This window comes from Blastococcus brunescens (genome assembly GCF_035320885.1).
Lineage (GTDB): Bacteria > Actinomycetota > Actinomycetes > Mycobacteriales > Geodermatophilaceae > Blastococcus_B > Blastococcus_B brunescens.
Genome location: NZ_CP141261.1, coordinates 2,513,507 through 2,537,893, shown reverse-complemented (window position 1 = coordinate 2,537,893; position 24,387 = coordinate 2,513,507). Strand labels below are relative to the sequence as shown.

Sequence of the window (24,387 nt, the reverse complement as noted above, 5' to 3'; positions counted from 1 at the left end):
TAACCGTGGCAGCCGTGGTCGTGGGTCTGGGCTTGGTGCTGCTCGTGACCGTGGACGCGGTGCTCACGGTGCTGCACCCGACCCGCCGCGGGCCGCTGACCCTCGTGACCGGTTCGGCGGCCTGGACGACGGCGCGTGCCCTGGCCCGGGCCGTCGGACGTCCCGGTCTGCTGGCCGGGGCCGGGATGCTGGCCGTCGTCGCGGTCTTCGCGCTGTGGACGGCGCTGATGTGGCTCGGGTGGGCGCTGGTCTACCTGCCCAACCTCGGCGACTTCTCCTACGACAGCGCGGTGCCCTACGGCGACCGTGGCTGGGCCGAGGCGCTGTACGTGAGCGGCATGGCGCTGACGACGGTCGGGTACGGCGACGTCGTCGGGGCCACCGACCTGATGCGCCTGGCCACCGTCACCGAGGCCGCCGCCGGGTTCGGCCTGATGACCGCGGCGATCACCTACGTCCTGTCGATCTACCCGCTGACGACCGATCTCCGCAGCGCCGCCCGGATGGTGGAGACGCAGGCCGACGACCCGGCCCGGGCCGCGCGCCTGGTCGTCCTCGGAGGGGCCTCGTACCTGCAGAACCTGCAGCACGAGCTGCTGACCATCGACGAGAACACCGAGCGCTTCCCGTTCCTCTACTACTTCCGGGCCAAGGACGCCGCAGCCTCCCTGCACACCCTCATGCGGGGAGCCACGATGGTCTGCCTGGCGGCGCGCTGGGGCGTCTCTCCCGAGGCGGCCCCTACGCCCGGCTGCACGGGGAGGAGCTGCAGGTGCGGCTGCAGCGGATCATGGACCACTACGCGATCCGCTTCCTCATGCACGCGCGGGAGCCGCTGGGGCAGCCGCTCGACCCGGACGACGCGCGGAACCGGCTGCAGCGGCTGGTGTCCGCGGCGAGGGACGACGGCGGCGAGCCATGCCCGGACGACGAGGAGCTCCGCAGCTTCGCGCTGTTCGTGGGGCGGTGCCAGGCGTTCCTGGACGACCTCGCCGATCACCACCTGCAGCCTCCGGCGCAGATCCTCGCCGCCAGGTGAGGGCGGCCGCGCGCTCACCGCCGCCCTGTCCGTACCGGCCCGCTCAACGCCGGCGGGATGCGCAGCCCGGCGCGCAGCGCCCGCGTGGCAGCTGCGGTGGGGCCGGGGGCATCGAGTGCGACCTCGGCCCGGCGGAGAGCCGCGGTCGTGGTGCCCGGGTCGACGTGGAGAGCTGCGGCGAGCGCGGCGATCCGCGTCGTGCCGGCCACCAGGTGCCCCAGGAGCCGGAGGTCGAGGGGGTGAGGCCGCGCAGGTCCCCGGAGGAGGACAGCAGCACCGCGGCCGACAGGTGGTCGAGGTGGGGAGTGCGCAGTCCAGCGCGGTGACCCGCACGAGCCGTTCGGCGTCCGGGCCCGGCACCGGGGCGAGGAAGGCGGTGTAGGGGTTACCGGCGTGCAGCTCCTGCGCGGCCGCGGCGAGGATCGGCGAGCCGGGCGTCAGCAGGCGGTCGGCGGGCAGCCCCGGCAGGGGAAGGGGGTCCCCACCACGGGTCAGCACCACGCCGGCCTCGGCGGTCCCGACCATCCTGGCGATCCTGGCGATCTCCTGCGTCCGGTCCAGGTCGTCCGCGATCACCCTCGTGACGGCGGCGACGATCTGCCGGTCGGCTGACGTGGGGCGCGCCGGGTCGTCGGCGAGGAGGCTGAGAAACCCCACGTGCCGCCCGGTGGAGGCGAACAGCGGGCAGGCCACACCACCCCGGAACCCGGCCGGGAGGAGGTACTCGCCCCAGGCGCAGATCTCGGCGAGCGGCACGGGCAGCTCGCTGGCCAGCACCGGGCGCCGGGCGCTGTTGAGCCCGAGGTGTTCGACCTCGACGTCGGCCCCCGGGGACTCGAAGTAGCGGCGCAGCGGTTCCGCTGGGCCCGTGGTGGCCAGCGGGATGTGTCGCCGTCGTTCGGGATCGCGGACGGCGAGCCACCCGACGTCGAAGGGCAGGATCCGGCCCAGCGCCGCGAGGACCTCCTCGGCCCGCTGCCTCGGACCCTCCGGCATCGTTCCGACGTCGGCCAGCTCCTCGTGCAGGCGCGTGAGAGCCGGGTTGCGCTCCTTCACAGCGCCTCCCTCGGGCGGGCCCCGGCGCACACGGCACGCAGGGGCCGACACGTTCTACCCGTACCGCCGCCAGGATGCGCACCGCGGGTACCACGCCTGTTGCAGGCGGCGATCCCGCCACGTCAGGACCCGCCCCACAAGGATCCGCCACGTGCTGCGGCATGGACGTCCTCCGGCACGGCGACGTGCCCGCCGGGCGACACTCGCACCCGGACGATGGGCATCCCACTCTGGCAGGCGTCGACGCACCGGCCCATCGGCAGCTCGGCCGATTTTCACCCGCTGGCGGATCGGGCACCCACGGGGTGATCGACGGTCCGAGGGTGGGCGGAGGCGGTGGGGGATCTCAGGCAGCTGGAGTGCTTGCTGGCGGTGGTCGAGGAGGGCTCCTTCACCCGCGCTGCGGCGCGGCTGTGCATGGTGCAGTCGATCCGGCCGTGCCCACCGGCAGCGTCACCGCCGCCCGCGGGCGCCGCGTCGCGTGGCGACCGGGGAGATCGGTCGTTCTGCCGATACGGAGACGGGTGCGGCGTGGGTACCCCCAGGGGCAGCGGCGGCGAGACGCTGCCGAGCGCCGCCTAAGGGAGCATGCGATGCGAGCGATGGTGTACCGGGGGCCGTACAAGGTCAGGACGGAGGAGAAGGACCGGCCGAGGATCGAGCACCCCAACGACGCGATAGTCCGGGTGCAGCTCGCGGCGATCTGCGGCTCGGACCTGCACCTCTACCACGGCATGATGCCGGACACCCGGATCGGTCACACGTTCGGCCACGAGTTCATCGGTGTGGTGGACGAGGTCGGATCGTCGGTGCAGCACCTCACCGTCGGTGATCGGGTGATGGTGCCGTTCAACATCTTCTGCGGCACCTGCTGGTACTGCGCGCGAGGCATGTACGCCAACTGCCACAACGTGAACCCCAACGCCACCGCCGTCGGCGGCATCTACGGCTACTCGCACACCACCGGCGGCTACGACGGCGGGCAGTCGGAGTACGTGCGGGTGCCCTTCGCCGACGTCGGCCCGGCCAAGATCCCGGACTGGATGGCCGACGAGGACGCGGTCCTGCTGACCGACATGACGGCGACGGGCTACTTCGGAGCACAGCTCGGCGACATCGTCGAGGGCGACGTCGTCATCGTCTTCGGCGCCGGGCCGGTCGGCCTGGTGGCGGCGAAGTCGGCCTGGCTGATGGGAGCCGGGCGGGTCATCGTCATCGACCACCTGGACTACCGGCTGGAGAAGGCGCGCACCTTCGCCCACGCCGAGACCTACAACTTCACCCAGTACGGCGACATCGTGCTGGAGATGAAGAAGGCCACCGACTACCTCGGCGCCGACGTCGCCATCGAGTGCGTGGGCGCCGAGGCCGACGGCAACGTCCTCCAGCACGTCACCTCGTCCACGTTCAAGCTGCAGGGCGGCTCCCCGGTCGCGCTCAACTGGGCGATCGACTCCGTCCGCAAGGGCGCGACGATCTCGGTGATGGGCGCCTTCGGCCCGCTGTTCAGCGCCGTGAAGTTCGGGGACGCGATGAACAAGGGGCTGACGTTCCACACCAACCAGTGCCCGGTCAAACGGCAGTGGCCCCGGCTGTTCGAGCACGTGCGCAACGGCTACCTCAAGCCCAGCGAGCTGGCCACGCACCGCGTACCCTCGAGGACATCGCTGAGGGCTACCACATCTTCTCGGCCAAGCTCGACGGCTGCATCAAGCCCCTCGTCATCCCGACCGCCGCGTGAGCAAGGAGTCCCGATGACCTACACACCGCAGAAGCCACCGATCGCGGAGTCGTCCGAGGAGCTCCGGCAGCGCATCCCGGGCTGGGGCGTGGACCTCGACCCCGCGGTCCGCCCGTCGGTGCCGAAGCTGAAGTTCCAGGAGGACCTCACCGGCGCGCACTGGGAGTTCCCCGAGCGGCAGCCGGAGACCTATCCGCGGGAGCGGTCGCCCGAGCACGGGATGCTCACCCCGGTCTTCGGCACCGCCCAACCGCCGTCGGGAGTCTCGGGCGCCATCCGCCGGTACGCCTACCGCTACAGCGAGGGCCGTGCCGCGCACTGGCTGCTGCTCCTGTTCGCCGACCGGGTGGATGCGTGGGAGCACCACCTGAGGTCGTTCCTCACGCTGCACCCGGACAATCCGGTCACCGAGACCGGGGTGAAGGCCGAATTCACCCACCACGGCCTCCGGTCCCGGATCGGGCAGCACCGCACGGACCTCAGGCACCACCCGCTGGACCCGGTGATCGTCGCGGGCCCGTGGGTCGTAGCGACGTGGCTGGGCTTCTCCGGCGCCCGATCGCTGCTCAGGCTCCTGCGGTCCTGAGCCCGTCGCGTGGCCGGCGTCCAGTGCGCCGGGCGGGCCCGCCCGGCGCCGTGCCGCCGGCCTGACCTGGTCCGCAGGGGCACGCGCGCGAGCCCGATGCAGGGGCGGCTCGGAAGCCGCCGGGCCCCCTCTCGGCAGGATGACCGATGGAGATCCCGACCCAGGACGAGTAGGGCAGTAGGTGACCACGCCACTCCCCGGGACGGACGGACGACCGATGACCAGCGGATACTTCCCAGGCCCCCACGGCAGCCCCTTCGACGACTTCTTCGCCCGCTACATGGGCGGCGCGCGCCAGCCCCGCCAGCGGGTCGACATCACCCAGTTCCTCAGCGAACGGGCCCGCGAACTGGTGAACGAGGCCGCGCGCCGGGCCGCCGAGGCGGGCAGCCAGGACCTCGACACGGACCACCTGCTGCGGGCGATGACCGAGGAGGAGTCCACGCGGCAGCTGATCAGCCGCGCGGGCGCCGAGCCGGCGCAGCTCGGCGCCGACATCGACGGCATGTCCCGTCGCGGCGAGCCGCGCGACGAGACGCCGGCCCTCACCCCGGCGGCCAAGCGCGCTCTCCTCGACGCCCACCAGATCTCCCGTGCGCTGGGTTCGACCTACATCGGTCCCGAGCACCTGCTGTTCGCGCTGGCGGTCAACCCGGACTCGCCGGGCGGCCGGCTCCTGCGGCAGCGCGGCGTGACGCCGGAGGCCCTGCAGCAGGCCGCCAGCGGCGCAGGCGGTGGGCAGGGCGGGGCCGGCCGGCCCGCGTCGAGCACCCCGACGCTGGACGAGTTCGGCCGCGATCTCACCGCCATGGCGCGCAACGGGGAGATCGACCCGGTGATCGGCCGCGAGCAGGAGATCGAGCAGACCGTCGAGGTGCTCTCCCGCCGCCGCAAGAACAACCCGGTGCTGATCGGGGAGGCCGGCGTCGGCAAGACCGCGATCGTCGAGGGCATCGCCGCCCAGATCGTCGAGGGCGACGTCCCGGAGACCCTGCGCGGCCGCCGGGTGGTGGAGATCGACCTGACCGGCCTGGTCGCCGGCACCCGCTACCGCGGGGACTTCGAGGAGCGGCTGAAGAAGGTGATCGACGAGATCCGCGAGCACCGCGACGACGTGATCGCGTTCATCGACGAGCTGCACACCGTCGTCGGGGCAGGCGCCTCCGAGGGCTCCGGCGGTGCCGGCAACATGCTCAAGCCGGCCCTCGCCCGGGGCGAGCTGCACATCATCGGCGCCACGACGCTCGACGAGTACCGCCGCAACATCGAGAAGGACGCCGCGCTGGAGCGCCGCTTCCAGCCGATCCTGGTGGCCGAGCCGAGCGTCGAGGACGCGGTGCAGATCCTCTGCGGCCTGCGTGACCGGTACGAGGCCCACCACCAGGTCCGGTTCACCGACGAGGCCGTTGTCGCGGCCGTGGAGCTCTCCGACCGCTACCTCACCGACCGGCACCTGCCGGACAAGGCGATCGACCTCATCGACCAGGCGGGGGCACGCGTACGGCGCCGGGTGAAGACGCCCCCACCGACCTGCGGGGCCTGGAGCACGAGGTCGAGCGGCTGCAGCGGGAGAAGGACCAGGCGGTCTCGGGCGAGCAGTACGAACGGGCCTCGGACCTCCGCGATCAGCTCGCCGAGGCCCAGCAGCGGCTCTCGCGCGCGCGGGACGGCGGCGGCGAGGGACCGGGCATACCCGAGGTCGGCGTCGAGGACATCGCCGAGGTGGTGTCCCGGGCCACCGGCATCCCGGTCAGCCAGCTCACCCAGGAGGAGATGGAGCGGTTGCTCGCCCTCGAGCAGCGCCTGCACGAGCGGGTGGTCGGGCAGGACGAGGCGGTCGAGGTCGTCGCCGAGGCGGTGCGCCGCTCGCGGGTCGGCCTCGGCGACCCCGATCGGCCGATCGGCAGCTTCCTGTTCCTGGGGCCGACCGGCGTGGGCAAGACGGAGCTGGCGCGGGCCCTCGCCGAGGCGCTCTTCGGCGACGAGGACCGGATGATCCGCATGGACATGAGCGAGTTCCAGGAGCGGCACACGGTGAGCCGGCTGGTCGGGTCGCCGCCCGGGTACGTGGGCTACGAGGACGCCGGGCAGCTGACCGAGGCGGTGCGCCGCCGGCCGTACTCGGTGGTTCTCTTCGACGAGATCGAGAAGGCCCACCCCGACGTCTTCAACACCCTGCTACAGGTGCTCGACGACGGCCGGCTGACCGACTCCCAGGGCCGGACGGTGGACTTCCGCAACACGGTGATCATCATGACCAGCAACCTGGGGTCGGAGCTGATCGTCGGGCGGCGCGGCCCGCTCGGGTTCGGCACCAGCACCGGGGACGCGTCCGACCACGACCTGCGCGACCAGGTGATGCGCCGGCTGCGGGAGGCGTTCCGCCCGGAGTTCCTCAACCGGATCGACGAGATCGTGGTGTTCCAGCAGCTGGACAGCACCCAGCTGGAGCGGATCACCGACCTGATGCTCGACGAGACCCGGCGGCGGCTGCGGGCCCAGGGCATCGAGGTCGAGTTCACGCCGGAGTCGGTCAGCTGGCTCGCCGAGCGCGGTTTCGAACCGCAGTTCGGCGCCCGCCCGCTGCGCCGGGCCATCCAGCGGGAGGTGGACAACCGGCTCGCCCGGCTGATGCTCGACGGCCGGGTGCGCAGCGGCCACCGGGTGCGCGTCGTGGTCCGGGACGGCGACCTCGACCTCGAGGTGGAGGACGCGCGGGAGACCGCGTCGGCGCAGACGTGAGCGGTCGTCCCCGACGTCCTCGGCCGCGTGTCGTGGAGGCCCGGAACCGACGCGGCGACGGTGGTCGCGCGCTCGCCGAACCGAGACGCCGGCACGGGCGGATCAGCTCCGGCGGCGCGGAAGGGGTGTCCGCGGCGCTCAGGACGTCGGGCCCCACGAGTGCAGCCGTCACCGGCGGTCCACGGCGGTCAGACGCCGCCCATCCACCGGTCGTGGAGCCACCTCGTTCAGCGGACGATCCGCACCACCAGGTGCCGAACCGATGCTGCCCGGCCCGACGGCGGCCCCGCCGCTCGTCGAGTTCGGTCAGAGGGACCGCCGGGGATGATGCTCGAACTCCTCGCCGCCGCCGACCCCGAGCAGTTGCTGCCGGCGCGCCAGCAGATGGCCTTCACGCTCGGCTTCCACATCGTCCTCGTGCCGTTCGGCGTCGCCTTCACCTTCCTGATGCTCCTGGCGAACTGGCGAGGGCTGCGGCGGGGGACTCGGAGGCGCTGGTGCTGGCGCGCCGGTGGTCGCAGGTCGCCGGCGTGCTCTTCGCCGTCGGTGCCGTCTCCGGCACCGTGCTCTCGTTCGAGCTCGGGCTGCTGTGGCCGCGGTTGATGGGGACGTACGGGGCGGCCTTCGGTCTCCCGTTCGCCGTCGAGGGGCTGTTCTTCTTCCTCGAGGCGATATTCGTCGCGATCTACCTCTACGGCTGGAAGCGGATGCGCCCGTGGCCGCACTTCTGGGCCGGGGTGCCGATCGTGCTGTCGGGCATCGGCGGGACCGCTTCCGTGGTGGCCGCCAACGGATGGATGAACCAGCCGGCCGGCTTCACGATGCGCGACGGGGAGGTCGTCGACGTCCGGCCGGGGAGGTGTTCTTCAACGGGGGCTTCTGGCACGAGGCCGTGCACATGCTGCTCGCGGCCTACATGGTGGCCGGCTTCTTCGTCGCCTCCGTGTACGCCGTCGGCATGCTGCGCGGACGTCGGGACCGGTACCACCGGTTGGGGCTGGCCATCCCCTTGACGGTCGCCGCCGTCTGCGCCCCCGTCCAGATCGTCGTCGGCGACATCGCCGCGCGAGAGGTCTTCCAGGAGCAGCCGGCGAAGTTCGCCATGATCGAGGCCGTGGTCGAGACGGACACCCACGTGCCGCTCACGCTCGGCGGGGTCCTCGTGGACGGCGAGGTGCGGTACGGCCTGGAGATCCCGTGGGGGCCTCGATCCTCGCCGGCGAGAGCCCCGGCACCCGGATCCTCGGCCTGGAGGAGATCCCGGACGAGTACCGCCCGTCCGACCGCCTCGTGAACGTCGTGCACCTGGCCTTCGACGTGATGGTCTCGATCGGCTTCCTGCTGCTGGGGCTGTCCCTGTGGTGGGGCTTGGCGTGGTGGCGGCGCCGGCGGATGCCGGCCAGTCGATGGTTCCTGCGCGGGACCGCCGTCTCCGGGCTCCTGGCCGTGATCGCGATGGAGGCCGGCTGGATCGTCACCGAGGTCGGCCGGCAGCCCTGGATCGTCGTGGGTCACATGCTGACCCGCGACGCCGTCGCGACCGAGGGCAACCTCTGGCTCTTCTACGGGGCGACGGTGGCCCTCTACGCCGCGCTGGCGGCCGGCACGGTGCTCGCCCTGCGCCTGCTGCGCCGTCGCTGGGCCGCGGAGGACGCCGGCGGACCGGAGGACGACGACACCGCCGGCGTCCCCTACGGTCCCTCGCGCGCTCGGATGGACGGGCGGGAGGACGACCCGTGAGCACCGTCGCCGCGGTCGTGCTCTTCACGGGTGTCGTGGTCTACGCCGTGCTGGGCGGCGCCGACTACGGGGCCGGGTTCTGGGATCTCACCGCGGGCGGGGCACGCCGGGGTCGTCGTCCGCGGCACCTGATCGACGAGGCACTCGGACCGGTGTGGGAGGCGAACCACGTCTGGCTGATCTTCTGCCTGGTCATGCTGTGGACCGGTTTCCCCCAGGCCTTCGCGGCGATCATGACGACGCTGTACATCCCGCTGGGACTGGCCGCGCTGGGCATCGTGGCGCGCGGCGCGGGTTCGCCTTCCGCAAGGTCATGGTGCGGACCGACCAGCAGCGCGTGACCGGTGCGGCGTTCGCGCTGTCCTCCGTGCTCGCCCCTTCTTCTTCGGCACCATCGCCGGGGGCATCGCCTCCGGCCGCGTCCCCGCCCGCGGAGGCGGGGACCCGATGCTCAGCTGGCTCAATCCCACGTCACTGCTCGGGGGCGTGCTCGCCGTGGCCGCGTGCGCCTACCTCGGCGCGGTCTTCCTCGTCGCCGAGGCCCGGCGCCGCGGGGACGAGGGGCTCGAGGCGTACTTCCGCAACCGGGCCTGGATCGCCGGCGCGACCTGTGGCGTTCTGGCTCTGGCCGGCATGTGGGTGCTCGCCGCCGACGCGCCTCGGCTGTTCGACGGCCTGCTCGGCCCTGGGCTTCCTCTGGTTCTGGCCTCCGGCGTCGTGGGAACGGCTGCGCTCGGGCTGCTCGGACGGGCGGCACCGCGGCGCCGCAGGCGCTGGCCGTCATCGCGGTGACCTCGGTCGTGGTCGGCTGGGGGTTGCTCAGTACCCCTACATGCTCGGCACCCGGATGACCATCGTGGAGGCGGCGGCTCCGACGCCGACGCTCTGGATGCTGACGATCGTGGCGGCGATCGCACTCGTGGTGGTGGGCCCCGCGATGGCTCTGCTGTTCGGCCTGGCGCAGCGCGGCCGGCTCGAACACTTGTGACCGGGCGCGCTGACGCGAGTGGTCGCTCCACGGGGCGGAGCCCGTCTCCCATCGATGGCGCGTGAGCACGTGCGCTGCCTGCTGCTGCGGTCCCGGGGCATGGGCACCCACCGGCCAACAACCATCTCCTCGGGCGGTCATGCGTCGTCCGAGGCCCGGCAGGTCACCATCCCGCTGCACGTCCTGCTCCAGTGGGACGACTGGGCAACGACCGGCAGGTGGCGCCCTGGGCCTGTTGGACGCCTTCGGCTCCCCAGGAGAAGGCGCTGCACGCGAACATGGGCGGACACGCCGGCGTCCCGCAGTTCGAGGGGACGCCGCCCACCGGTGCTTCGCCCAGCACCTGACGTGAGCTCTGGCCGGGGCGACCCTCGACCACGGGATGTCGACGACGTCGAGGACCTCGGGACCGCCGGAGCGGATGGTCTGGACGGCGCGCGTGCTGGGTGTGACCTGCGTCCGGACGCACCGCGGCCCACGTGCGCCCGGTTACGGCTGGTCGGCCGCTGGAGCCGCCTGCCCGGCCGCTGACGACGACGTCTGCGTGGCCGCCCAGCTCGCCAGCACCTTCAGGCCGTCCTCCGACGCCGACCCGGGAGCGGCCGTGTAGATGGTCAGGCGGAGGTCCGAGCGATCCTCGGCGGGTAGGTCGAGGGTGCAGTAGCCGAGGTCGAGCGTGCCGACGACGGGGTGGTGGAACTGCTTGGCGCCGCCGTGGTGGATGCGCACGTCGTGGGCGGCCCAGCGGGCACGGAACTCGTCGCTCACCGTCGACAGCTCTCCGACGAGCTCGCGCAGGTGCGTGTCGTGCGGACGGCGGCCGGCCTCGGCGCGCAGCAGGGCGGCGGTGATGGTCGCCGCGCCCTCCCAGTCCTGGTAGAAGTCGCGCGACCTGGGGTCGAGGAACTGGAAGCGAGCGAAGTTCGCCGGCTGCCGCGGGTCGTCGAACATCGGTGAGTGCAGCGCCCGACCCAGGGTGTTGGCGGCGAGGATGTCGAGCCGGCCGTTGGCGACGAACGCGGCCGACCCGGTCATCGTGTCCAGCATCCACTGCACGCGGGGCTGGAGCTGCGCCTTGCTGCGGCGCTGCGGTGTGCGGGTCGGACGGCGGCGCGCGCCAGGTCGAACAGGTACGTCCGCTCGGCCTCGTCCAGCTGCAGCGCCCGGGCGACGGCCTCGAGCACGTCCTCGGAGACGCCGCTGATGTGTCCCTTCTCCAGCCGGGTGTACCAGTCGGTGCTCACCCCGGCGAGGACGGCGACCTCCTCGCGGCGCAGGCCTGCCACCCGTCGTCGTCCGCCGCCGGGGAGCAGCCCTGCCTGCTCGGGGGTGATCCGGGCGCGCCGGCTGGTGAGGAAGTCCCGGATGTCGGCGCGGTTGTCCACCCGATCGACGCTACGTCGCTGCGCCGCTCGAGGGAGGTCGAGCTTCTACCTCCCACAAACCCGCCCTCCCACGCGAGGGCCCAGAGGCGTTCCGTGGAGTCCGACGCCCCGTCCACACCACCTCGCGAGGAGCACCCCATGCGCGTCAACGCCTACGCCGCCCCTGCCGCCGGCCAGCCCTTGGCTGCCACCACCATCGAGCGCCGCCCGGTCGGCTCGAACGACGTCCTCATCGAGATCGAGTACGCCGGCATCTGCCACTCCGACATCCACACCGTCAGCGGCGACTGGGGGCCGCAGCCGTTCCCGGTCGTCCCCGGTCACGAGATCGTGGGGGTCGTCACCGAGGTCGGCCCCGACGTCACCCGCCACCGCGTCGGGGACCGCGTCGGCGTCGGTTGCATGGTCAACTCCTGCGGCGAGTGCGCAAACTGCCGGGCCGGCGACGAGCAGTACTGCCTCGACGGCATGGTCGCCACGTACGCCGGCACCGACCGCGACGGCAGCACGACCCAGGGCGGCTACTCCACCCACGTCGTCGTCGACGCCGGCTACGTCCTCCGCGTGCCTGATGGCATCGACCCGGCCGCCGCCGCGCCGCTGCTGTGCGCCGGCATCACGACCTATTCTCCGCTGCGCCGCTGGGGTGCCGGCCCCGGCAAGCGCGTCGCCGTCGTCGGCCTGGGCGGCCTGGGGCACATGGCCGTCAGGATCGCCCACGCCATGGGCGCCGAGGTGACGGTGCTGTCGCAGTCGTTGAAGAAGCAGGAGGACGGCCTGCGGCTGGGCGCCGACGCCTACTTCGCGACCAACGACCCGGGCACGTTCACGGAACTGGCGGGGCGGTTCGACCTCGTGCTCAACACCGTCAGCGCGGTCATCGACGTCGACGCGTACCTGTCGCTGCTGGCGGTGGACGGCGCGCTGGTCAACGTCGGCGCTCCGGCCGAGCCGCTGAGCCTCGACGTCATGTCGCTGATCGGCGGGCGTCGCACGTATGCCGGCTCGATGATCGGCGGGATCGCCGAGACCCAGGAGATGCTCGACTTCTGTGCCCAGCACGGGATCGGTGCCGAGGTCGAGGTCATCGCGGCCGAGCGGGTCAACGAGGCCTACGAGCGCGTGCTGGCCTCCGACGTCCGCTACCGGTTCGTCATCGACGCGGCCACCCTGCGGTGACGTCGATGGCGGACCGGACGGGCTGACTCCCAGCCCCGCACCCTTGCAGAGCCGACCGGCCCGGCCGAGGTGTTCACCGGACGCGGCCGGCGCAACAGGCAGGTCTGGCAGGGGTCGCCTAGGCGCTGTAGCGCGCGACCATCGTCAGCACGGCCTCCTCGACCGCTCGGCGTTCTTCTTCCTCCGTGATGGACCAGGTGGCGTGGACCAGCCGGGGCCAGAAGATCGCGGTCGCGATCATGCCGAGGAACTGGGCGGAGGCGGTCTCGGGAGAATCGATCGTCACCAGTCCGGCGTCCTGCTCGGCTCGGAGGTAGCGACCGAGGGCGGCGAGGGCGGGCAGTGTCCCGAAGTCGAAGGTCCGTTCACGCAGCTCGGGGAAGCGGGGTGCCTCGGCGATCACGAGCCGGATCAGATCGGCAGTCCGCGGCTGCCTCAGCACCTCCGCGTACTCCCGGCCCAACGCCGCGAGGCCGGCGTGGAAGTCGCCGGTCGGGGGACGGCGACAGTTCCCCCGGGGTCTGGCCCACTGCCAGAACGGTCGCCTCGAAGAGCAGGGCCTTCGTGGGGAACTGCTTGAACAGCGTCGCCTTGGACACACCCGCGCTCTCGGCGACGCGGGCGAGCGACGTCCTGTCGTAACCGCTCTCGAGGAACAGGCCTTCGGCGGCGGCGAGAATGGCTGCGCGATTCTCGTCGGCCACGCGCTGGTGGTACTCGGTGAGCTCGCGGGACATGCCTGCCAGTCTGACACAGAGGTGAGACGCTTGACTCACCACGCATGCGCCCCTAGCGTCGCAGAGGTGAGTCGATCGACTCACACCTCAGCGAAGGGTGGACCTCATGCGCGACACGACTCCCCGAACGGCCGCAGGCACGGTGCTGTGGCACTTCTCGATGTCGCTCGACGGGTTCGTCGCCGGCCCCGGTCACGGCATGGACTGGATGCCCGCGGCGACCAATCGCCCGGGGCTGATCGAGGAGTACGTCCGGACGACCGGGGCCGTCCTCGGGGGACGCGACGGATGGGATGCGTTCCCGCATGCAGGCGCCGTGTACGGCGGTGCGTGGAGCGGGCCCGTCTTCGTGCTCACCCACCACCCCGAGGACGCCGAGCCCGCCGACGGGGTGACCTTCCTCGACTGTGACGTCGCCGAGGCCGTGCAGATCGCCCGGCGCGCCGCGGGAGGCAAGAACGTCGAGGTCTTGTCCCCGACCATCGGCCGACAGCTCCTCGAACGCGGCCTGCTCGACGAGATCGATGTGCACGTCCTGCCCGTGCTGCTCGGCGACGGCGTGCGGCTGTACGACAACCCGGGCGGGTCCCCGGTGCCACTGGAGTTCGTGAACGGAGACCCGGTCGAGGAGATCAACCTCCGCTACCGAGCGGTCGGCCGGACCGGCGGCTGAGACCTCCGACCCTGCGCGCGAGCGCGGGCCGGGTGGATGGCCGGGTCGTCAGGCGACGTCGGTGCGGGCGCCGGCCAGGTAGTCGCGCACAGCCGGCTGAGGAACCCGGAAGGACCGGCCGACACGGACAGCGGCCAGCTCCCCGCCGTGCACCAGGCGGTACACGGTCATCTTCGAGACCCGCATGATCGCCGCGACCTCGGTCACGGTCAGGAAGGAGACGGCCGCACGGGGAGCCGGCCGCTCCGGAGCGGCCGCCGGTGCGGAACCGGTCAGCGGGCGGGCGGCCATGGGGTGCGCGCCCATGGAGTGCCGGACCGTCGGGACCGGGCCGGGTGCGGCGAACCGGGTCGTGGAACGCTGGCCGTAGGCGGCCGGGCGAGGAAGGGCGGGAGCGGCGGAGCGCTGGGGCAGGGACACGTCGATCTCCTCGGTGGTGGTTCTCGGGTCGCGAAGCCGGCTCGTCGTCGGCAACGTTGAGCGCCCGTGCTGTCACCGAGAGTAGGGGCATGTGGCCGGGTGCGCGAGGGGATCGAAGACGAGACGGACCGGTCCGGTTCGTCACATGTTGACCGTGCGCCCGGGACCGGCGAGGCGCGCGTGGCGCGGGCGGCGACCCGCCGACGGCGCGGAGCCCTCGTCGTCATCGACGGCCGGCCACAGGTCCCGCGGTGGTGGCGGGCGGTCACCGATCGGCGCCGCGGACGTATTTCCGCCCGCATGTCGACCCTCCCACCCGACGACGGCGTGATCGGATGCGGCCGTCGTCGGCCACCGCCGGTGGGAGGCTGGCTCCCGAGCGGGGCCCAGCTGCTCGACGGGGTCATGACGGGAGCCTGATGGCAATGACGTCCTTGTTCGGAACGGGAATCCTGCCTCGGCAGGACCACCTCATCGGTGCCGACCTGCTCGTCTCCGTCGGAGGGAGCCGCGTCGCTACGTGGACCTCGACGCCGCAGCCACCACGTCGGCGTCGGAGGCGGTCGTGCGTGCCGTGCAGGACTTCCTGCCGTGGTACTCCAGCGTCCACCGGGGAGCCGGTGCGAAGTCGCAGTTCTCCAGCGCCCGGTACGAGGAGGCTCGTGAGACCCTCGTCCGGTTCGTGGGAGCCGATCCGGCGACGCACGTCGCCCTGTTCCCGAGGAACACCACCGAGGGCCTCAACCTGATCGCCTTCCGGTTGGGACTGACCAGGGACGACGTCGTCGTCACCACCGCCATCGAGCACCATGCGAACCTGCTGCCCTGGCGGCGGAACGCGCGGGTGCGGGTCGTCGACGTCGATCGATCCGGGACCTTCGACGTGGCCGCCGTGGTCGCCGCCCTCGACGAGCGGCCCACGCCGCGCGTGCTGGCGGTGTCCGGGGCTTCCAACGTCACCGGCTGGCTGCCCGACCTCGCTGCGCTCGCGGCGGCGGCCCGGGAGCGCGGTGTGCTGGTGGTGGTCGACGGGGCGCAGCTGGTGCCGCACCGTCAGGTCGACATGGCGGCGCTCGGGATCGACGTGCTGGCCTGGTCCGGTCACAAGATGTTCGCGCCCTTCGGCGCGGGAGGCCTGGTCGTGGCCCGACGGCTGCTCGCCCACGGAGAGCCCTTCCTCGTGGGGGCGGGTCGGTGAAGGCGGTGTCCTACGACGAGGTCATCTGGGCCGACACCCCTGATCGGGACGACGCCGGCTCGCCCAACGTCGTCGGCGTCGTCGCTCTCGCCGCCGCGGCCGAGGAACTGCTCGCCGGTCGCGGGCGGGACCGGGTCCACGAGGAGGCGCTCGTGCGGGCGCTGGACGACGAGCTCGCCACGGTTGCGGGCCTGCGTCGTCTGGGACCCGTGGTCGGCGACCGGCTCCCCGTGGCCGCCTTCGTCGTCGACGGGATGCCCCATGGCGAGGTCGCTGCCCGGTTGGCCCAGTACGGCATCGGCGTACGCAGCGGGTGCTTCTGCGCCCACCCCTACCTGAGCCGGCTGCTCGCGCTGTCCCCGAGCGAGGTCGAGCGGTTCCACGCCGACGCTCGGGCGAACCGTCAGGACAGGCTCCCGGGCGCCGTGCGCGTGAGCTGCAGCTCGGCCACGCGACTGGCGGACGTCGCCGTCCTGGGAGAAGCCCTGCGCGCCATCACCGGTCCCTCGTAGCGACTCCGGATCCCCGGCTTCCTCCCACGCCTGGTCGGGCAGCTGAGTCGCGGCTGCCACCTCTCCCGGTCGGGGCCACGGCCACGGCTGAGAGGATGGCCGCGACGCGCTACTCGAGGGAGACGGACCCGACATGCCCAGAGCTCTGCTGCTGGAGAACATCGACCCGGTGGCGGTCGAGCTCCTGACCTCAGGGGGATACGAGGTCGAGTCGCGGCACGGTGCGCTCGACCAGGCCGACCTGACCGCGGCGCTGGACGGCGTCCACCTGCTCGGCATCCGGTCGAAGACGCAGATGACGGCGGACGTGCTGGCGGCCCGTCCGGAGCTGGCCGCCGTCGGCGCCTTCTGCATCGGGACCAATCAGATCGACCTCGCCGCGGCCGCCGCGGCGGGGTGGCGGTGTTCAACGCGCCCTACTCGAACACCCGCAGCGTCGTCGAACTGGCGATCGCGGAGATCATCAGCCTGGCCCGACGGCTGACCGACCGGGACCGCTCGCTGCACGCCGGGATCTGGGACAAATCGGCGACCGGCAGCCATGAGATCCGGGGGCGGACGCTCGGCATCGTCGGCTACGGCAACATCGGCAGCCAGCTGTCGGTGCTGGCCGAGTCCCTGGGCATGCGGGTGCTGTTCTACGACCTGGAGGACAAGCTCGCCCTGGGCAACGCCGAGGCCTGCAGCACGCTGGAGGAACTGCTCGAGCGCGCGGAGACGGTCACGTTGCACGTCGACGGCCGGGGCGGCAACGCCGGGCTGTTCGGCGCGGAGCAGTTCGCCCGCATGCGGAGCCGCAGCCTCTTCCTCAACCTCTCCCGCGGGTTCGTCGTCGACCACGAGGCGCTGCGCGACCACATCCTCAGCGGCCACATCGCCGGCGCCGCCGTCGACGTGTTCCCCGACGAGCCGAAGACGCAGGGCGACGAGTTCAGCTCCGTGCTGCGCGGCCTGCCGAACGTCATCCTCACCCCGCACGTCGGTGGGTCGACCCAGGAGGCGCAGTACGACATCGGGCGGTTCGTCGCCGGCAAGCTCGTCGACCACTCCGGCACCGGGACGACGACGCTCAGCGTGAACCTGCCCGCCGTGGCCCTGCACGGCTCCTCCGTGGCCCGGTTCGCGCTGCTGCACCACAACGTGCCCGGCGTCCTGGCCCGCGCCGATGCCCTGGTCGGCGAGCACGGCCTGAACGTGGACGGTCAGGTGCTGGCCACTCGTGGACAGCTCGGCTACGTGGTGACCGACGTCAACGGCGAACTGCCTCCGGCGCTGCTGGCGGCGCTGCGGGCCATGCCCGAGACCGTCCGCCTCACGACGTTCCCCCGCGCGGCTGAGCGGCGGTCTCAGACCTCGACGGCGGCGCCGCAGATGCCGCAGATCTCGAGCTGACGGCGCTTCCACCGGGCGAGCGGCACGAAGAACAGCGTGAACTGCCGGAACTGCCGTACCCGCGCCCACTGCGAGGTGTTCTGGCAGTTCGGGCAGGTCCGCACCTCGCCGGGGCCGAGGTGCTGCTGCTTGGTGCCGAAGCCGACGAGGAGGAACACCACGTCAGCCTAGGGACCGCGACCCCGCACCGCCCGCGCTCGGTTCAGTCGTCGTGCGCCATCTGCGCCTCCCGCAGCTCGGCGTGCATCTCCCAGGGGCCTGGGGGAGGACGTCGCCGGTCTCCAGCAGCGACTTGAGGTTGGCCAGCACGGCCGGCCAGCCGGCGGACAGCGCCTCGAGATCGGCCGCCGTCGGGATGTCCTCGTGCCGCACGGTGAGCCGCACGATGTCCTGGTGCGGCTCGATGGTGAACGTGACCCGCGACGGCGTTCCGTTCCGCTGCTCGTCCGAGCCGGGGAACGTGACCACGAGGTGCTCTGGCGGACGGACCTCGAGCACGGTGCCGGTGATGTCGGAGATCCCGGAGCCGTCGGTCCGCACGTGCTCCCAGGTCGAGCCGTCCTGCCAGTCGGACTCGTTGCGGTGCCCCCAGTAGCGGGCGGTGAGGTCGGCGTCGGTCAGCGCCGTCCACACCTGCTCGGGGCTCGCCCTGATGTAGGTGACGTAGACGTAGGTGGGCGGATGGGACATGGCCTGCTCCTCTGCTGACTGCCGGACGGCGCTGAGCGCGCGCAACCGGGGGATCTCGAACGTGGACATCCACCGCTCCTGCACCTCGTGCAGCGGAACGGGATTGAGGTAGTGCAACTTCTCCCGGCCGTGCCAGACGGTGCTGACCAGGTTCGCCGCCTCCAGGAGGGCGAGGTGCTGGGACGCCGACTGGCGGGCCATGGCGAAGAGCTGCAGAGCTCGCCGAGCGTCTGGCCGTTCCTGGCGTGCAGCCGGTCCAGCAGCTGGCGTCGCGTCGGGTCGGCCAGTGCCTTGAAGACGAGATCGAGGCTCCCGGGCACGCCGGCAATCATGCAGGCAAAAGCCTGCATGTTGCAACCCTGTTCGCCGCGCGCATCGTCCGGAGGCGCTCCGCCTGCCCGATCAGCGCTGCCGCGAGCCGGACAGCCGCCCGGCGACCCAGGTCGCGGCCAGGTCGCGGGCCCGGGCCACCGGGTCGTCGCCGGGCAGGTCGGGGGTCGTGGCGGCCCGGGCCAGGCGGTTCAGGGCGCCGTCGTAGAACAGCAGGAGCGTGGCGGCGGCGTCGTCGCGGTCCTCGAGGCCGGCGGCGGAAGCCAGGTCGCGCAGCCGGTCCACGAGCAGCCGCGTGTCCGCGTCCAGCCATCGGTGCCCGGGATGGGCGGGCGTCAGCTCGGTGGCCGCCGCCAGGAAGGCGCATCCCCGCCGGTTTGCCTCCCGCGCGCGGTACCGGGAGATCGCGTCGAAGAGCGACAGCAGCCGGTCGACCGGGTCGTCCCGCTCGGCCAGGACCTCGTCCCACGTCTGCCGCCACGCCTCGTGGCGCTGCTCGAGATAGGCGGCCACCAGGGAGTCCTTGCCGGCAAAGTGTGCGTACATCGTCGCGGGGAGACGCCGGCGCGCCTCAGCACCGCATCCACCCCGGTGGCCGCGATGCCCCCTCGTAGAAGAGCTCGCCCGCCGCCGCCAGCAGTCGCTCGCGTGCCGGCCGACTGGCCGTACCCGTGGTCATGATTCTACTGTAACGATCGTTATGCCGAAACGATCGTTACGTCGCTCGCGAAGAGCCGCGCAGGGTGGAGGCCTCGTCGTCTCCGGGCTGGCCGTCATCGCCGTCACCTACGGCTTGGCCCGCTACGGCTACGGTCTGTATCTCCCGCAGTTCCGCGCGGCCTTCGGGCTCTCCGCCGGCACCGCCGGCGCCATCGCGGCAGGCGGCTACGTCGGCTACTGCGGTGCCGCGGTCGTCGCGAGCGGCCTGGTCGGTCGCGGACGGGCCCGGCAGGCCCTGTGGGCGGCCGGAGGCAGCGCCGCCCTCGGATCGCTGCTGGTGGCCGCGTCCTGGAACGGAGCGTCGCTGGCCGTCGGTGCCCTCGTCGCCGGCAGCGGCGCCGGGGCGGCCACGCCGGCACTGGTCGCCGCCGTCGCCGGCTCGGTTCGCGACCCGGATCAGCCGCGGGCCCAAGGTCTGGTGAACTCCGGAACCGGCGCCGGAGTGGTGGTCGGCGGCCTCCTGGTGCTCGCGGTCCCCGGGGCCTGGCGCTGGTCGTGGGCGGGTTTCGCCGTCGCGGCGGTGCTGGTCACCTCGTGGGCGGACCGCCGGGCCCGGTGGAACCCGGCAGCGGACGGGCCGGCCGCCCCGGACCGTCCGAGCGGCCGGCGACAGATCCGGCGGCTCGCCCGGCCGCTGGTCGCCGCGCTGCTGGCCGGCGGCGGCTGCGCCGGCGTGTGGACCTTCGCCCGCGACCTGATGACCGCCGACGGTGGACTTCCCCGGCGGTCACCGGGCTGCTCTGGTGCGTGCTCGGGGCCGCCGGCCTGGTGGGCGGGCTGAGCGGGGTGCTGGTCCGGCAGGTGGGCCTGCGCGCGGCCTGGACGATCACCGTCCTGGCGGCGGCCGCGGGCACCACGGCGCTGGGCGCGTGGCCCGGTGCCGTGGTGCCCGCCGCCCTCGCCCTCGTGTGCTTCGGCAGCGCGTTCGTCGCGCTCAGCGGCGTCCTGATCGCCTGGGGCGCGGAGCGGGCCCCAGCCGCCGCGGCGGCCGCGGCGGCGGTCCTGTTCATCGGGCTGACGGTCGGTCAGGCCGTCGGCTCGGTCCTGCTCGGCGTGGTCGCCGAGACCACCGGCGCACCCACGGCCTTCCTCGCCGCGGGCGCGCTCCTGGTCGTCTCGGCCGCCGGGGCCGAGCCCCGGAACGCCCGGTCGGCTGCCGCCCGGCGCAGCAGCGGCACACTGCCTGTGGTCGGCTGTGGGGGTCGGCCGGGGCGCACGCCCCGCTGAGACGTGGACGACGGAGGAGGCTCCCATTCCGGCTGACCGGATCCTGGACGACGCGACGCGGATCGCGGATCTGCTGATCGAGGTCCAGACGCGGGTGAACGGGCAGATCGACGCGACGCTGGCCGACCTGCTGCCCGACGTGCAGCGCCGCCTGGGCCTCGAACCGGCCGGGGACGCCGACCTCACCACGCTGGTGAACGCCCGCATCACCGGCCTGAGCGTCGTCGTCACGCCGGCCGCCGTCGCCACCGTGGTCCCGCTCCCCGCCGCGTCCGCCGCCACCACTCGCGCCGGGCGCCGTGCGGTCACCGACATCGTCACCGGCGCCGACGACCGCCTCGCCGTCATCGCCGGCCCGTGCTCCATCCACGACCCGGTGGCCGCCGTCGAGTACGCCGGGTTCCTCGCCCGCATGCGCGAGCGGCACGGCGCCGACCTCGAGATCCTCATGCGGACCTACACCGAGAAGCCGCGTACCGAGGTGGATTGGAAGGGCTTCGCCTACGACCCGTTCCTCGACGGCTCCAGCCGCATCAGCGTCGGGCTGGTCGCCACGCGGATGCTGATGTGCCGCATCACCGAGCTGGGCGTCCCGGTCGCGGCCGAGCCGCTCAATGCGCTCACGCCGCAGTACGTCGACGGGCTGATCACCTACAACGGCGTCGGCGCGCGCAACGTCACCGACCAGACCGCCCGGGAGCGGGTGTCCGGGTTCTCCTCCGTCGTCGGCTTCAAGAACTCCCCGGAGGGCAGCATCGACGCCGCCATCCAGGCCGTCATGACCGCGCGGGCGCCGCACGAGTTCCTGGGCGTCGACCACCACGGCGTGAGCGCCCAGCTCTCGACGACCGGCAACGACACCGGCCACGTCATCCTGCGGGGCGACAAGGACGGCCCCAACTACTCCGCGGCCCACATCGCCGACACCAGGGCCCGGCTGTCGGCGCGGGGCCTGCCGGAGGTCGTCGTGGTCGACGCCTCCCACGGCAACAGCCAGAAGAACCACCTCCGCCAGATCGAGGTGGTCCGCGACCTCGCCGGGCAGATCGCCGGTGGGGAGAGCGCGATCCGTGGGGTGATGGTGGAGAGCAACCTCGTCGCCGGCCGGCAGGAACTGGACCGCCGCGACCCCGGATCGCTGGAGTACGGGAAGAGCGTCACCGACGCCTGCGTCGACCTGCCGACGACGGAGCTGCTGCTCGCGGAGCTCGCCGAGGCCGCACGGCGCCGTCGCTCGTGAGGACCGGCGCCCGCGCCCGGCCGGCGATCGGGCTCTCAAGGAGCGGTGCGGACGGGTCGATGGAGGTAGGAGAGCAGCCGGTGGACGACGGGAGGCAGACGGTGGCGGGCACGATCGGATCGGGGTGCGGGCGTGCCCGGCGCATGGCGGGCCGGCTGACCGCCGTCGGGGCCGCCGTCGCCGTCGTCCTCGGGGGCGCCTCCGGAACCGCGTCCGCCGCGCCGGGCAGCCCCTCCGGGGGCCAGGTCGCCGCCGCGGCGCAGGACGCTGACGTCGCCGCCGCCGAGGTGGGACGGCTGCTGGAGCAGCTCGGGGCCGCCCAGAGCGCCCTGGACGACGCGAACGCCCGGGTGACGCGCGCCCTGGGCGAGGTCACCGCGCAGGAGCAGGCCGCCGAGCGTGCCCGTGCCGACGCGCGGCGCGCCGACCAGGCCGCGCAGGACGCGGAGGCCGAGCTGGCCGAGGCGCGGAGCGCCGTCGCCGGCTTCGCCCGCGAGAGCTACATGAGCGGATCGACGTCACCCCTCCTGGAGGGGCTGCTGACCTCGGGCAGCCCCGCGCAGGCGATGGAGCGGGCTGCTCTCCTCGACGCCGCCGGTGATCACCGGTCCACCGTCCTCAGCGTCGTCTCGGCGGCCCAGGGCCGCGCTGCCGAGGCGCGCGCCGTGGCGCAGGAGGCGGTGACCGAGGCCGAGCGGCTGCAGCAGTCCGCCCGGACCGCCCTGCGGTCGGCCGAGGTGGCCCAGGTCGCCGCGGCGCGGCAGGTCACCGACCTTCGGACGACGCAGACCGTGATGCAGGGCCAGCTCGCCGCGGCACGGAACGCGCTGGTCGACCTGCAGGCCCAGCAGGCTGCCGCCTCGCGTCCCGCGCCCGCGCCGGTGCCCGCGACGCCCAGCGTCCCGTCCGGCGGCGGTCCTGCGCCGACTCCGCCTCCGGCACCGGCACCGGCACCGGCCGGGAACGACTGGGACGCCGTCGCGCAGTGCGAGTCCGGCGGCAACTGGAGCATCAACACCGGCAACGGCTACTACGGCGGCCTGCAGTTCAGCCCCTCGACCTGGCTGGGCTTCGGGGGCGGGGACTACGCGCCGCGGGCCGATCTGGCCAGCAAGAGCCAGCAGATCGCCGTCGCGGAGAAGGTCCTGGCCGTCCAGGGTCGCGGCGCCTGGCCCACCTGCGGCCGCAACCTCTGACCGCCGGACGAGCGGACGAGCGGCTGGTCGTGATCATGATCTCCGGCTGTACTGGCCGGTAGGCGGTGCGACCTGCGACCACCGACTAGGTTCGGGAACCGACACAGCGGTCGTCGCAGGGAGTGGCACGTGGGCAGATCGGTGCTGGTGACCGGCGGCAATCGAGGCATCGGGCTGGCGATCGCCCGAGCCTTCGCCGAGCAGGGCGACTCGGTGGCGGTGACGCACCGCGGCAGCGGCGCCCCCGAGGGTCTCTTCGGCGTCCAGTGCGACGTCACCAGCGCCGAGGACGTCGACCGCGCGTTCAGCGAGGTCGAGGGGCACCAGGGCCCGGTCGAGGTCCTGGTGAGCAACGCCGGCATCACCCGCGACGGCCTTCTCATGCGGATGAAGGAGGACGACTTCACCGACGTCCTCGACGCCAACCTCACCGCGGCCTACCGGGTGGCCAAGCGGGCCAGCGCCAAGATGGTCCGCGCCCGCGGCGGCCGGATGATCTTCGTGTCCTCCGTCGTCGGCCTGCTCGGCTCGGCCGGCCAGACGAACTACGCGGCGTCGAAGGCCGGGCTGGTCGGCCTCGCGCGGTCGATCGCCCGCGAGCTCGGCAGCCGGGGCATCACCGCGAACGTCGTGGCCCCCGGCTTCGTCGAGACGGACATGACCGCGGAGCTGCCCGAGAAGCGGCAGCAGGAGATCCTGGGGCAGGTGCCGCTCGGCCGGTACGCCGATGCCTCCGAGATCGCCGGCGTCGTGCGCTTCCTGGCCGGTGACGCGGCGGGCTACATCACCGGGGCCGTCGTCCCGGTCGACGGCGGACTGGGGATGGGGCACTGATGGGCATTCTCGAGGGCAAGAAGGTCCTGATCACCGGGGTCCTCACGGAGGCGTCCATCGCCTTCGCGACCGCCCGGCTGGCGCAGGAGCAGGGCGCCACCGTCGTCCTGTCCAACTTCGGGCGGGCCCTGTCGCTGTGCCAGCGGATCGCCAAGCGCCTCCCGCAGGAAGCCGCGGTCGTCGAGCTGGACGTCACGAACACCGAGCACCTGTCGTCGCTGGCCGACCGGCTGCGCGAGCAGGGCTTCGACTCCCTGGAGGGCGTCGTCCACTCCATCGGCTTCGCGCCGCAGGAGGCGATGGGGGACGGCTTCCCCGAGGTCGCCTGGGAGCACGCCGCGACGGCGTTCCAGGTGTCGGCCTGGTCCTACGCCTCGCTCACCCAGGCCTGCCGGCCGCTGCTGGCGAACCCGTCCTCGGTCGTCGGGCTCACGTTCGACGCCTCCGTCGCCTGGCCGGTCTACGGCTGGATGGGTGCGGCCAAGGCGGCGCTGGAGTCCACCTCGCGCTACGTCGCCCGGGAGCTCGGTTCCGACGGCGTGCGGTCCAACATCGTCGCTGCCGGCCCGCTGCGCAGCATGGCCATGAAGTCGATCCCGGGCAGCGCGCAGTTCGAGGAGGCCTGGGAGGGCCGCGCCCCGCTCGGCTGGTCGGTCACCGACACCGAGCCCGCGGGCAAGGCCGTCGTCGCCCTGCTGTCCGACTGGTTCCCCGCCACCACCGGCGAGATCGTGCACGTCGACGGGGCTTCCACGCCGTAGG

The 24,387-nt window shown here is 72.9% G+C and carries 24 protein-coding genes and 7 pseudogenes; 23 read left to right on the top strand and 8 right to left on the bottom strand.

Going from position 1 to position 24,387, the window contains the following annotated elements; all coding sequences use genetic code 11:
• Nucleotides 1-20: 20 nt before the first annotated feature.
• The 13 genes and pseudogenes from U6N30_RS16925 (at nt 21) to U6N30_RS16865 (ending at nt 10,239) form a co-directional block, all read left to right on the top strand.
• Entirely contained in the window at nt 21-1,421 is a 1,401-nt protein-coding gene (locus U6N30_RS16925) for a potassium channel family protein (RefSeq protein WP_324273170.1), read from the top strand.
• A gap of 285 nt (nt 1,422-1,706) precedes the next feature.
• On the top strand, nt 1,707-1,883 hold the full coding sequence (locus tag U6N30_RS16920) for a hypothetical protein (RefSeq protein WP_324273169.1): 177 nt from the start codon (nt 1,707-1,709) through the stop codon (nt 1,881-1,883).
• A 548-nt stretch (nt 1,884-2,431) separates the two neighbouring features.
• Nucleotides 2,432-2,677, top strand: coding sequence for a LysR family transcriptional regulator (locus U6N30_RS34020; protein WP_422677947.1), 246 nt, complete (start codon nt 2,432-2,434; stop codon nt 2,675-2,677).
• Nucleotides 2,678-2,688: 11 nt separating this feature from the next.
• Entirely contained in the window at nt 2,689-4,422 is a 1,734-nt protein-coding gene (locus tag U6N30_RS16915; protein ID WP_324273168.1) for a zinc-dependent alcohol dehydrogenase, read from the top strand.
• 217 nt (nt 4,423-4,639) lie between these two features.
• A pseudogene (locus U6N30_RS35500) lies at nt 4,640-5,899 on the top strand (Clp protease N-terminal domain-containing protein); the annotation flags it as partial.
• 53 nt (nt 5,900-5,952) lie between these two features.
• Nucleotides 5,953-6,024 (top strand): annotated as a pseudogene (locus U6N30_RS35495) (hypothetical protein); the annotation flags it as partial.
• A gap of 330 nt (nt 6,025-6,354) precedes the next feature.
• Complete coding sequence (locus U6N30_RS35490; RefSeq protein WP_324273166.1) at nt 6,355-7,164, top strand: AAA family ATPase; 810 nt, start codon at nt 6,355-6,357, stop codon at nt 7,162-7,164.
• A gap of 324 nt (nt 7,165-7,488) precedes the next feature.
• A complete protein-coding gene (locus tag U6N30_RS16900) occupies nt 7,489-7,767 on the top strand; it encodes a hypothetical protein (RefSeq protein WP_324273165.1) in 279 nt (92 codons plus the stop codon).
• Nucleotides 7,662-8,904, top strand: a pseudogene (locus U6N30_RS34015) (cytochrome ubiquinol oxidase subunit I). The gene U6N30_RS16900 and the pseudogene U6N30_RS34015 overlap by 106 nt, the downstream one beginning before the upstream one ends.
• Complete coding sequence (locus U6N30_RS16880; protein WP_324273161.1) at nt 8,901-9,245, top strand: cytochrome d ubiquinol oxidase subunit II; 345 nt, start codon at nt 8,901-8,903, stop codon at nt 9,243-9,245. The pseudogene U6N30_RS34015 and the gene U6N30_RS16880 overlap by 4 nt, the downstream one beginning before the upstream one ends.
• A 46-nt stretch (nt 9,246-9,291) precedes the next feature.
• Nucleotides 9,292-9,696, top strand: a pseudogene (locus U6N30_RS16875) (cytochrome d ubiquinol oxidase subunit II); the annotation flags it as partial.
• A 40-nt stretch (nt 9,697-9,736) separates the two neighbouring features.
• Nucleotides 9,737-9,892: a hypothetical protein gene (locus U6N30_RS16870; protein ID WP_324273160.1), complete on the top strand. Its 156-nt coding sequence runs from the start codon at nt 9,737-9,739 to the stop codon at nt 9,890-9,892.
• 218 nt (nt 9,893-10,110) lie between these two features.
• A complete protein-coding gene (locus U6N30_RS16865) occupies nt 10,111-10,239 on the top strand; it encodes a hypothetical protein (RefSeq protein WP_324273159.1) in 129 nt (42 codons plus the stop codon).
• Between the two features lie 142 nt (nt 10,240-10,381).
• On the opposite strand, the gene U6N30_RS16860 is transcribed toward U6N30_RS16865, so the two are convergent.
• Together U6N30_RS16860 and U6N30_RS16855 are read right to left on the bottom strand one after the other, a co-directional pair.
• A complete protein-coding gene (locus U6N30_RS16860; protein ID WP_324273158.1) occupies nt 10,382-10,927 on the bottom strand; it encodes an MmyB family transcriptional regulator in 546 nt (181 codons plus the stop codon).
• Nucleotides 10,924-11,277: a helix-turn-helix domain-containing protein gene (locus tag U6N30_RS16855; protein ID WP_324273157.1), complete on the bottom strand. Its 354-nt coding sequence runs from the start codon at nt 11,275-11,277 to the stop codon at nt 10,924-10,926. The genes U6N30_RS16860 and U6N30_RS16855 overlap by 4 nt, the downstream gene beginning before the upstream one ends.
• Nucleotides 11,278-11,415: 138 nt before the next feature.
• On the opposite strand from U6N30_RS16855, the gene U6N30_RS16850 reads away from it, so the two are divergent.
• Nucleotides 11,416-12,456 (top strand): NAD(P)-dependent alcohol dehydrogenase, encoded by a 1,041-nt coding sequence (locus U6N30_RS16850; protein ID WP_324273156.1) that lies wholly within the window; start codon nt 11,416-11,418, stop codon nt 12,454-12,456.
• A 118-nt stretch (nt 12,457-12,574) separates the two neighbouring features.
• Here the strand turns inward: U6N30_RS16850 and U6N30_RS16845 are convergent, their stop codons facing one another.
• Both U6N30_RS16845 and U6N30_RS34010 read right to left on the bottom strand, forming a co-directional pair.
• Nucleotides 12,575-13,057 carry a TetR/AcrR family transcriptional regulator C-terminal domain-containing protein gene (locus U6N30_RS16845; protein ID WP_324273155.1) on the bottom strand — a complete coding sequence of 161 codons (483 nt, stop codon included), beginning with the start codon at nt 13,055-13,057 and terminating at the stop codon, nt 12,575-12,577.
• Nucleotides 13,011-13,193: pseudogene (locus U6N30_RS34010) on the bottom strand (helix-turn-helix domain-containing protein); the annotation flags it as partial. The gene U6N30_RS16845 and the pseudogene U6N30_RS34010, both read right to left, overlap by 47 nt.
• A 106-nt stretch (nt 13,194-13,299) precedes the next feature.
• Here U6N30_RS34010 and U6N30_RS16840 point away from each other — a divergent pair.
• Complete coding sequence (locus tag U6N30_RS16840; RefSeq protein WP_324273154.1) at nt 13,300-13,866, top strand: dihydrofolate reductase family protein; 567 nt, start codon at nt 13,300-13,302, stop codon at nt 13,864-13,866.
• Nucleotides 13,867-13,914: 48 nt separating this feature from the next.
• Here the strand turns inward: U6N30_RS16840 and U6N30_RS16835 are convergent, their stop codons facing one another.
• Nucleotides 13,915-14,286: a helix-turn-helix domain-containing protein gene (locus U6N30_RS16835; protein ID WP_479690513.1), complete on the bottom strand. Its 372-nt coding sequence runs from the start codon at nt 14,284-14,286 to the stop codon at nt 13,915-13,917.
• 520 nt (nt 14,287-14,806) lie between these two features.
• Between U6N30_RS16835 and U6N30_RS34005 the strand changes: the two are divergent.
• Both U6N30_RS34005 and serA read left to right on the top strand, forming a co-directional pair.
• Nucleotides 14,807-15,996, top strand: a pseudogene (locus U6N30_RS34005) (aminotransferase class V-fold PLP-dependent enzyme).
• A gap of 133 nt (nt 15,997-16,129) precedes the next feature.
• Nucleotides 16,130-17,388 (top strand): annotated as a pseudogene (gene serA / locus U6N30_RS16815) (phosphoglycerate dehydrogenase).
• Here serA and U6N30_RS16810 read toward each other — a convergent pair.
• From U6N30_RS16810 to U6N30_RS16800, 3 genes are all read right to left on the bottom strand, one after another.
• On the bottom strand, nt 17,343-17,546 hold the full coding sequence (locus U6N30_RS16810) for a zinc-ribbon domain-containing protein (RefSeq protein ID WP_324273149.1): 204 nt from the start codon (nt 17,544-17,546) through the stop codon (nt 17,343-17,345). The pseudogene serA and the gene U6N30_RS16810 overlap by 46 nt on opposite strands.
• A 4-nt stretch (nt 17,547-17,550) precedes the next feature.
• A complete protein-coding gene (locus U6N30_RS16805) occupies nt 17,551-18,279 on the bottom strand; it encodes an ArsR/SmtB family transcription factor (protein ID WP_324273148.1) in 729 nt (242 codons plus the stop codon).
• Nucleotides 18,280-18,480: 201 nt separating this feature from the next.
• Nucleotides 18,481-18,954, bottom strand: coding sequence for a TetR family transcriptional regulator (locus tag U6N30_RS16800; protein ID WP_324273147.1), 474 nt, complete (start codon nt 18,952-18,954; stop codon nt 18,481-18,483).
• Nucleotides 18,955-19,108: 154 nt separating this feature from the next.
• Here U6N30_RS16800 and U6N30_RS16795 point away from each other — a divergent pair, with 154 nt between their 5' ends.
• The 6 genes from U6N30_RS16795 (at nt 19,109) to fabI (ending at nt 24,386) form a co-directional block, all read left to right on the top strand.
• On the top strand, nt 19,109-19,909 hold the full coding sequence (locus tag U6N30_RS16795) for an MFS transporter (protein WP_324273146.1): 801 nt from the start codon (nt 19,109-19,111) through the stop codon (nt 19,907-19,909).
• A complete protein-coding gene (locus U6N30_RS16790) occupies nt 19,876-20,355 on the top strand; it encodes a hypothetical protein (RefSeq protein WP_324273145.1) in 480 nt (159 codons plus the stop codon). The genes U6N30_RS16795 and U6N30_RS16790 overlap by 34 nt, the downstream gene beginning before the upstream one ends.
• A 94-nt stretch (nt 20,356-20,449) precedes the next feature.
• Nucleotides 20,450-21,595 carry a 3-deoxy-7-phosphoheptulonate synthase gene (locus tag U6N30_RS16785; protein WP_324273144.1) on the top strand — a complete coding sequence of 382 codons (1,146 nt, stop codon included), beginning with the start codon at nt 20,450-20,452 and terminating at the stop codon, nt 21,593-21,595.
• 101 nt (nt 21,596-21,696) lie between these two features.
• Entirely contained in the window at nt 21,697-22,791 is a 1,095-nt protein-coding gene (locus U6N30_RS16780; protein WP_324273143.1) for a transglycosylase family protein, read from the top strand.
• 129 nt (nt 22,792-22,920) lie between these two features.
• On the top strand, nt 22,921-23,625 hold the full coding sequence (locus tag U6N30_RS16775; RefSeq protein ID WP_324273142.1) for a beta-ketoacyl-ACP reductase: 705 nt from the start codon (nt 22,921-22,923) through the stop codon (nt 23,623-23,625).
• A complete protein-coding gene (gene fabI / locus U6N30_RS16770) occupies nt 23,625-24,386 on the top strand; it encodes an enoyl-ACP reductase FabI (protein ID WP_324273141.1) in 762 nt (253 codons plus the stop codon). The genes U6N30_RS16775 and fabI overlap by 1 nt, the downstream gene beginning before the upstream one ends.
• Nucleotide 24,387 lies beyond the last annotated feature (1 nt).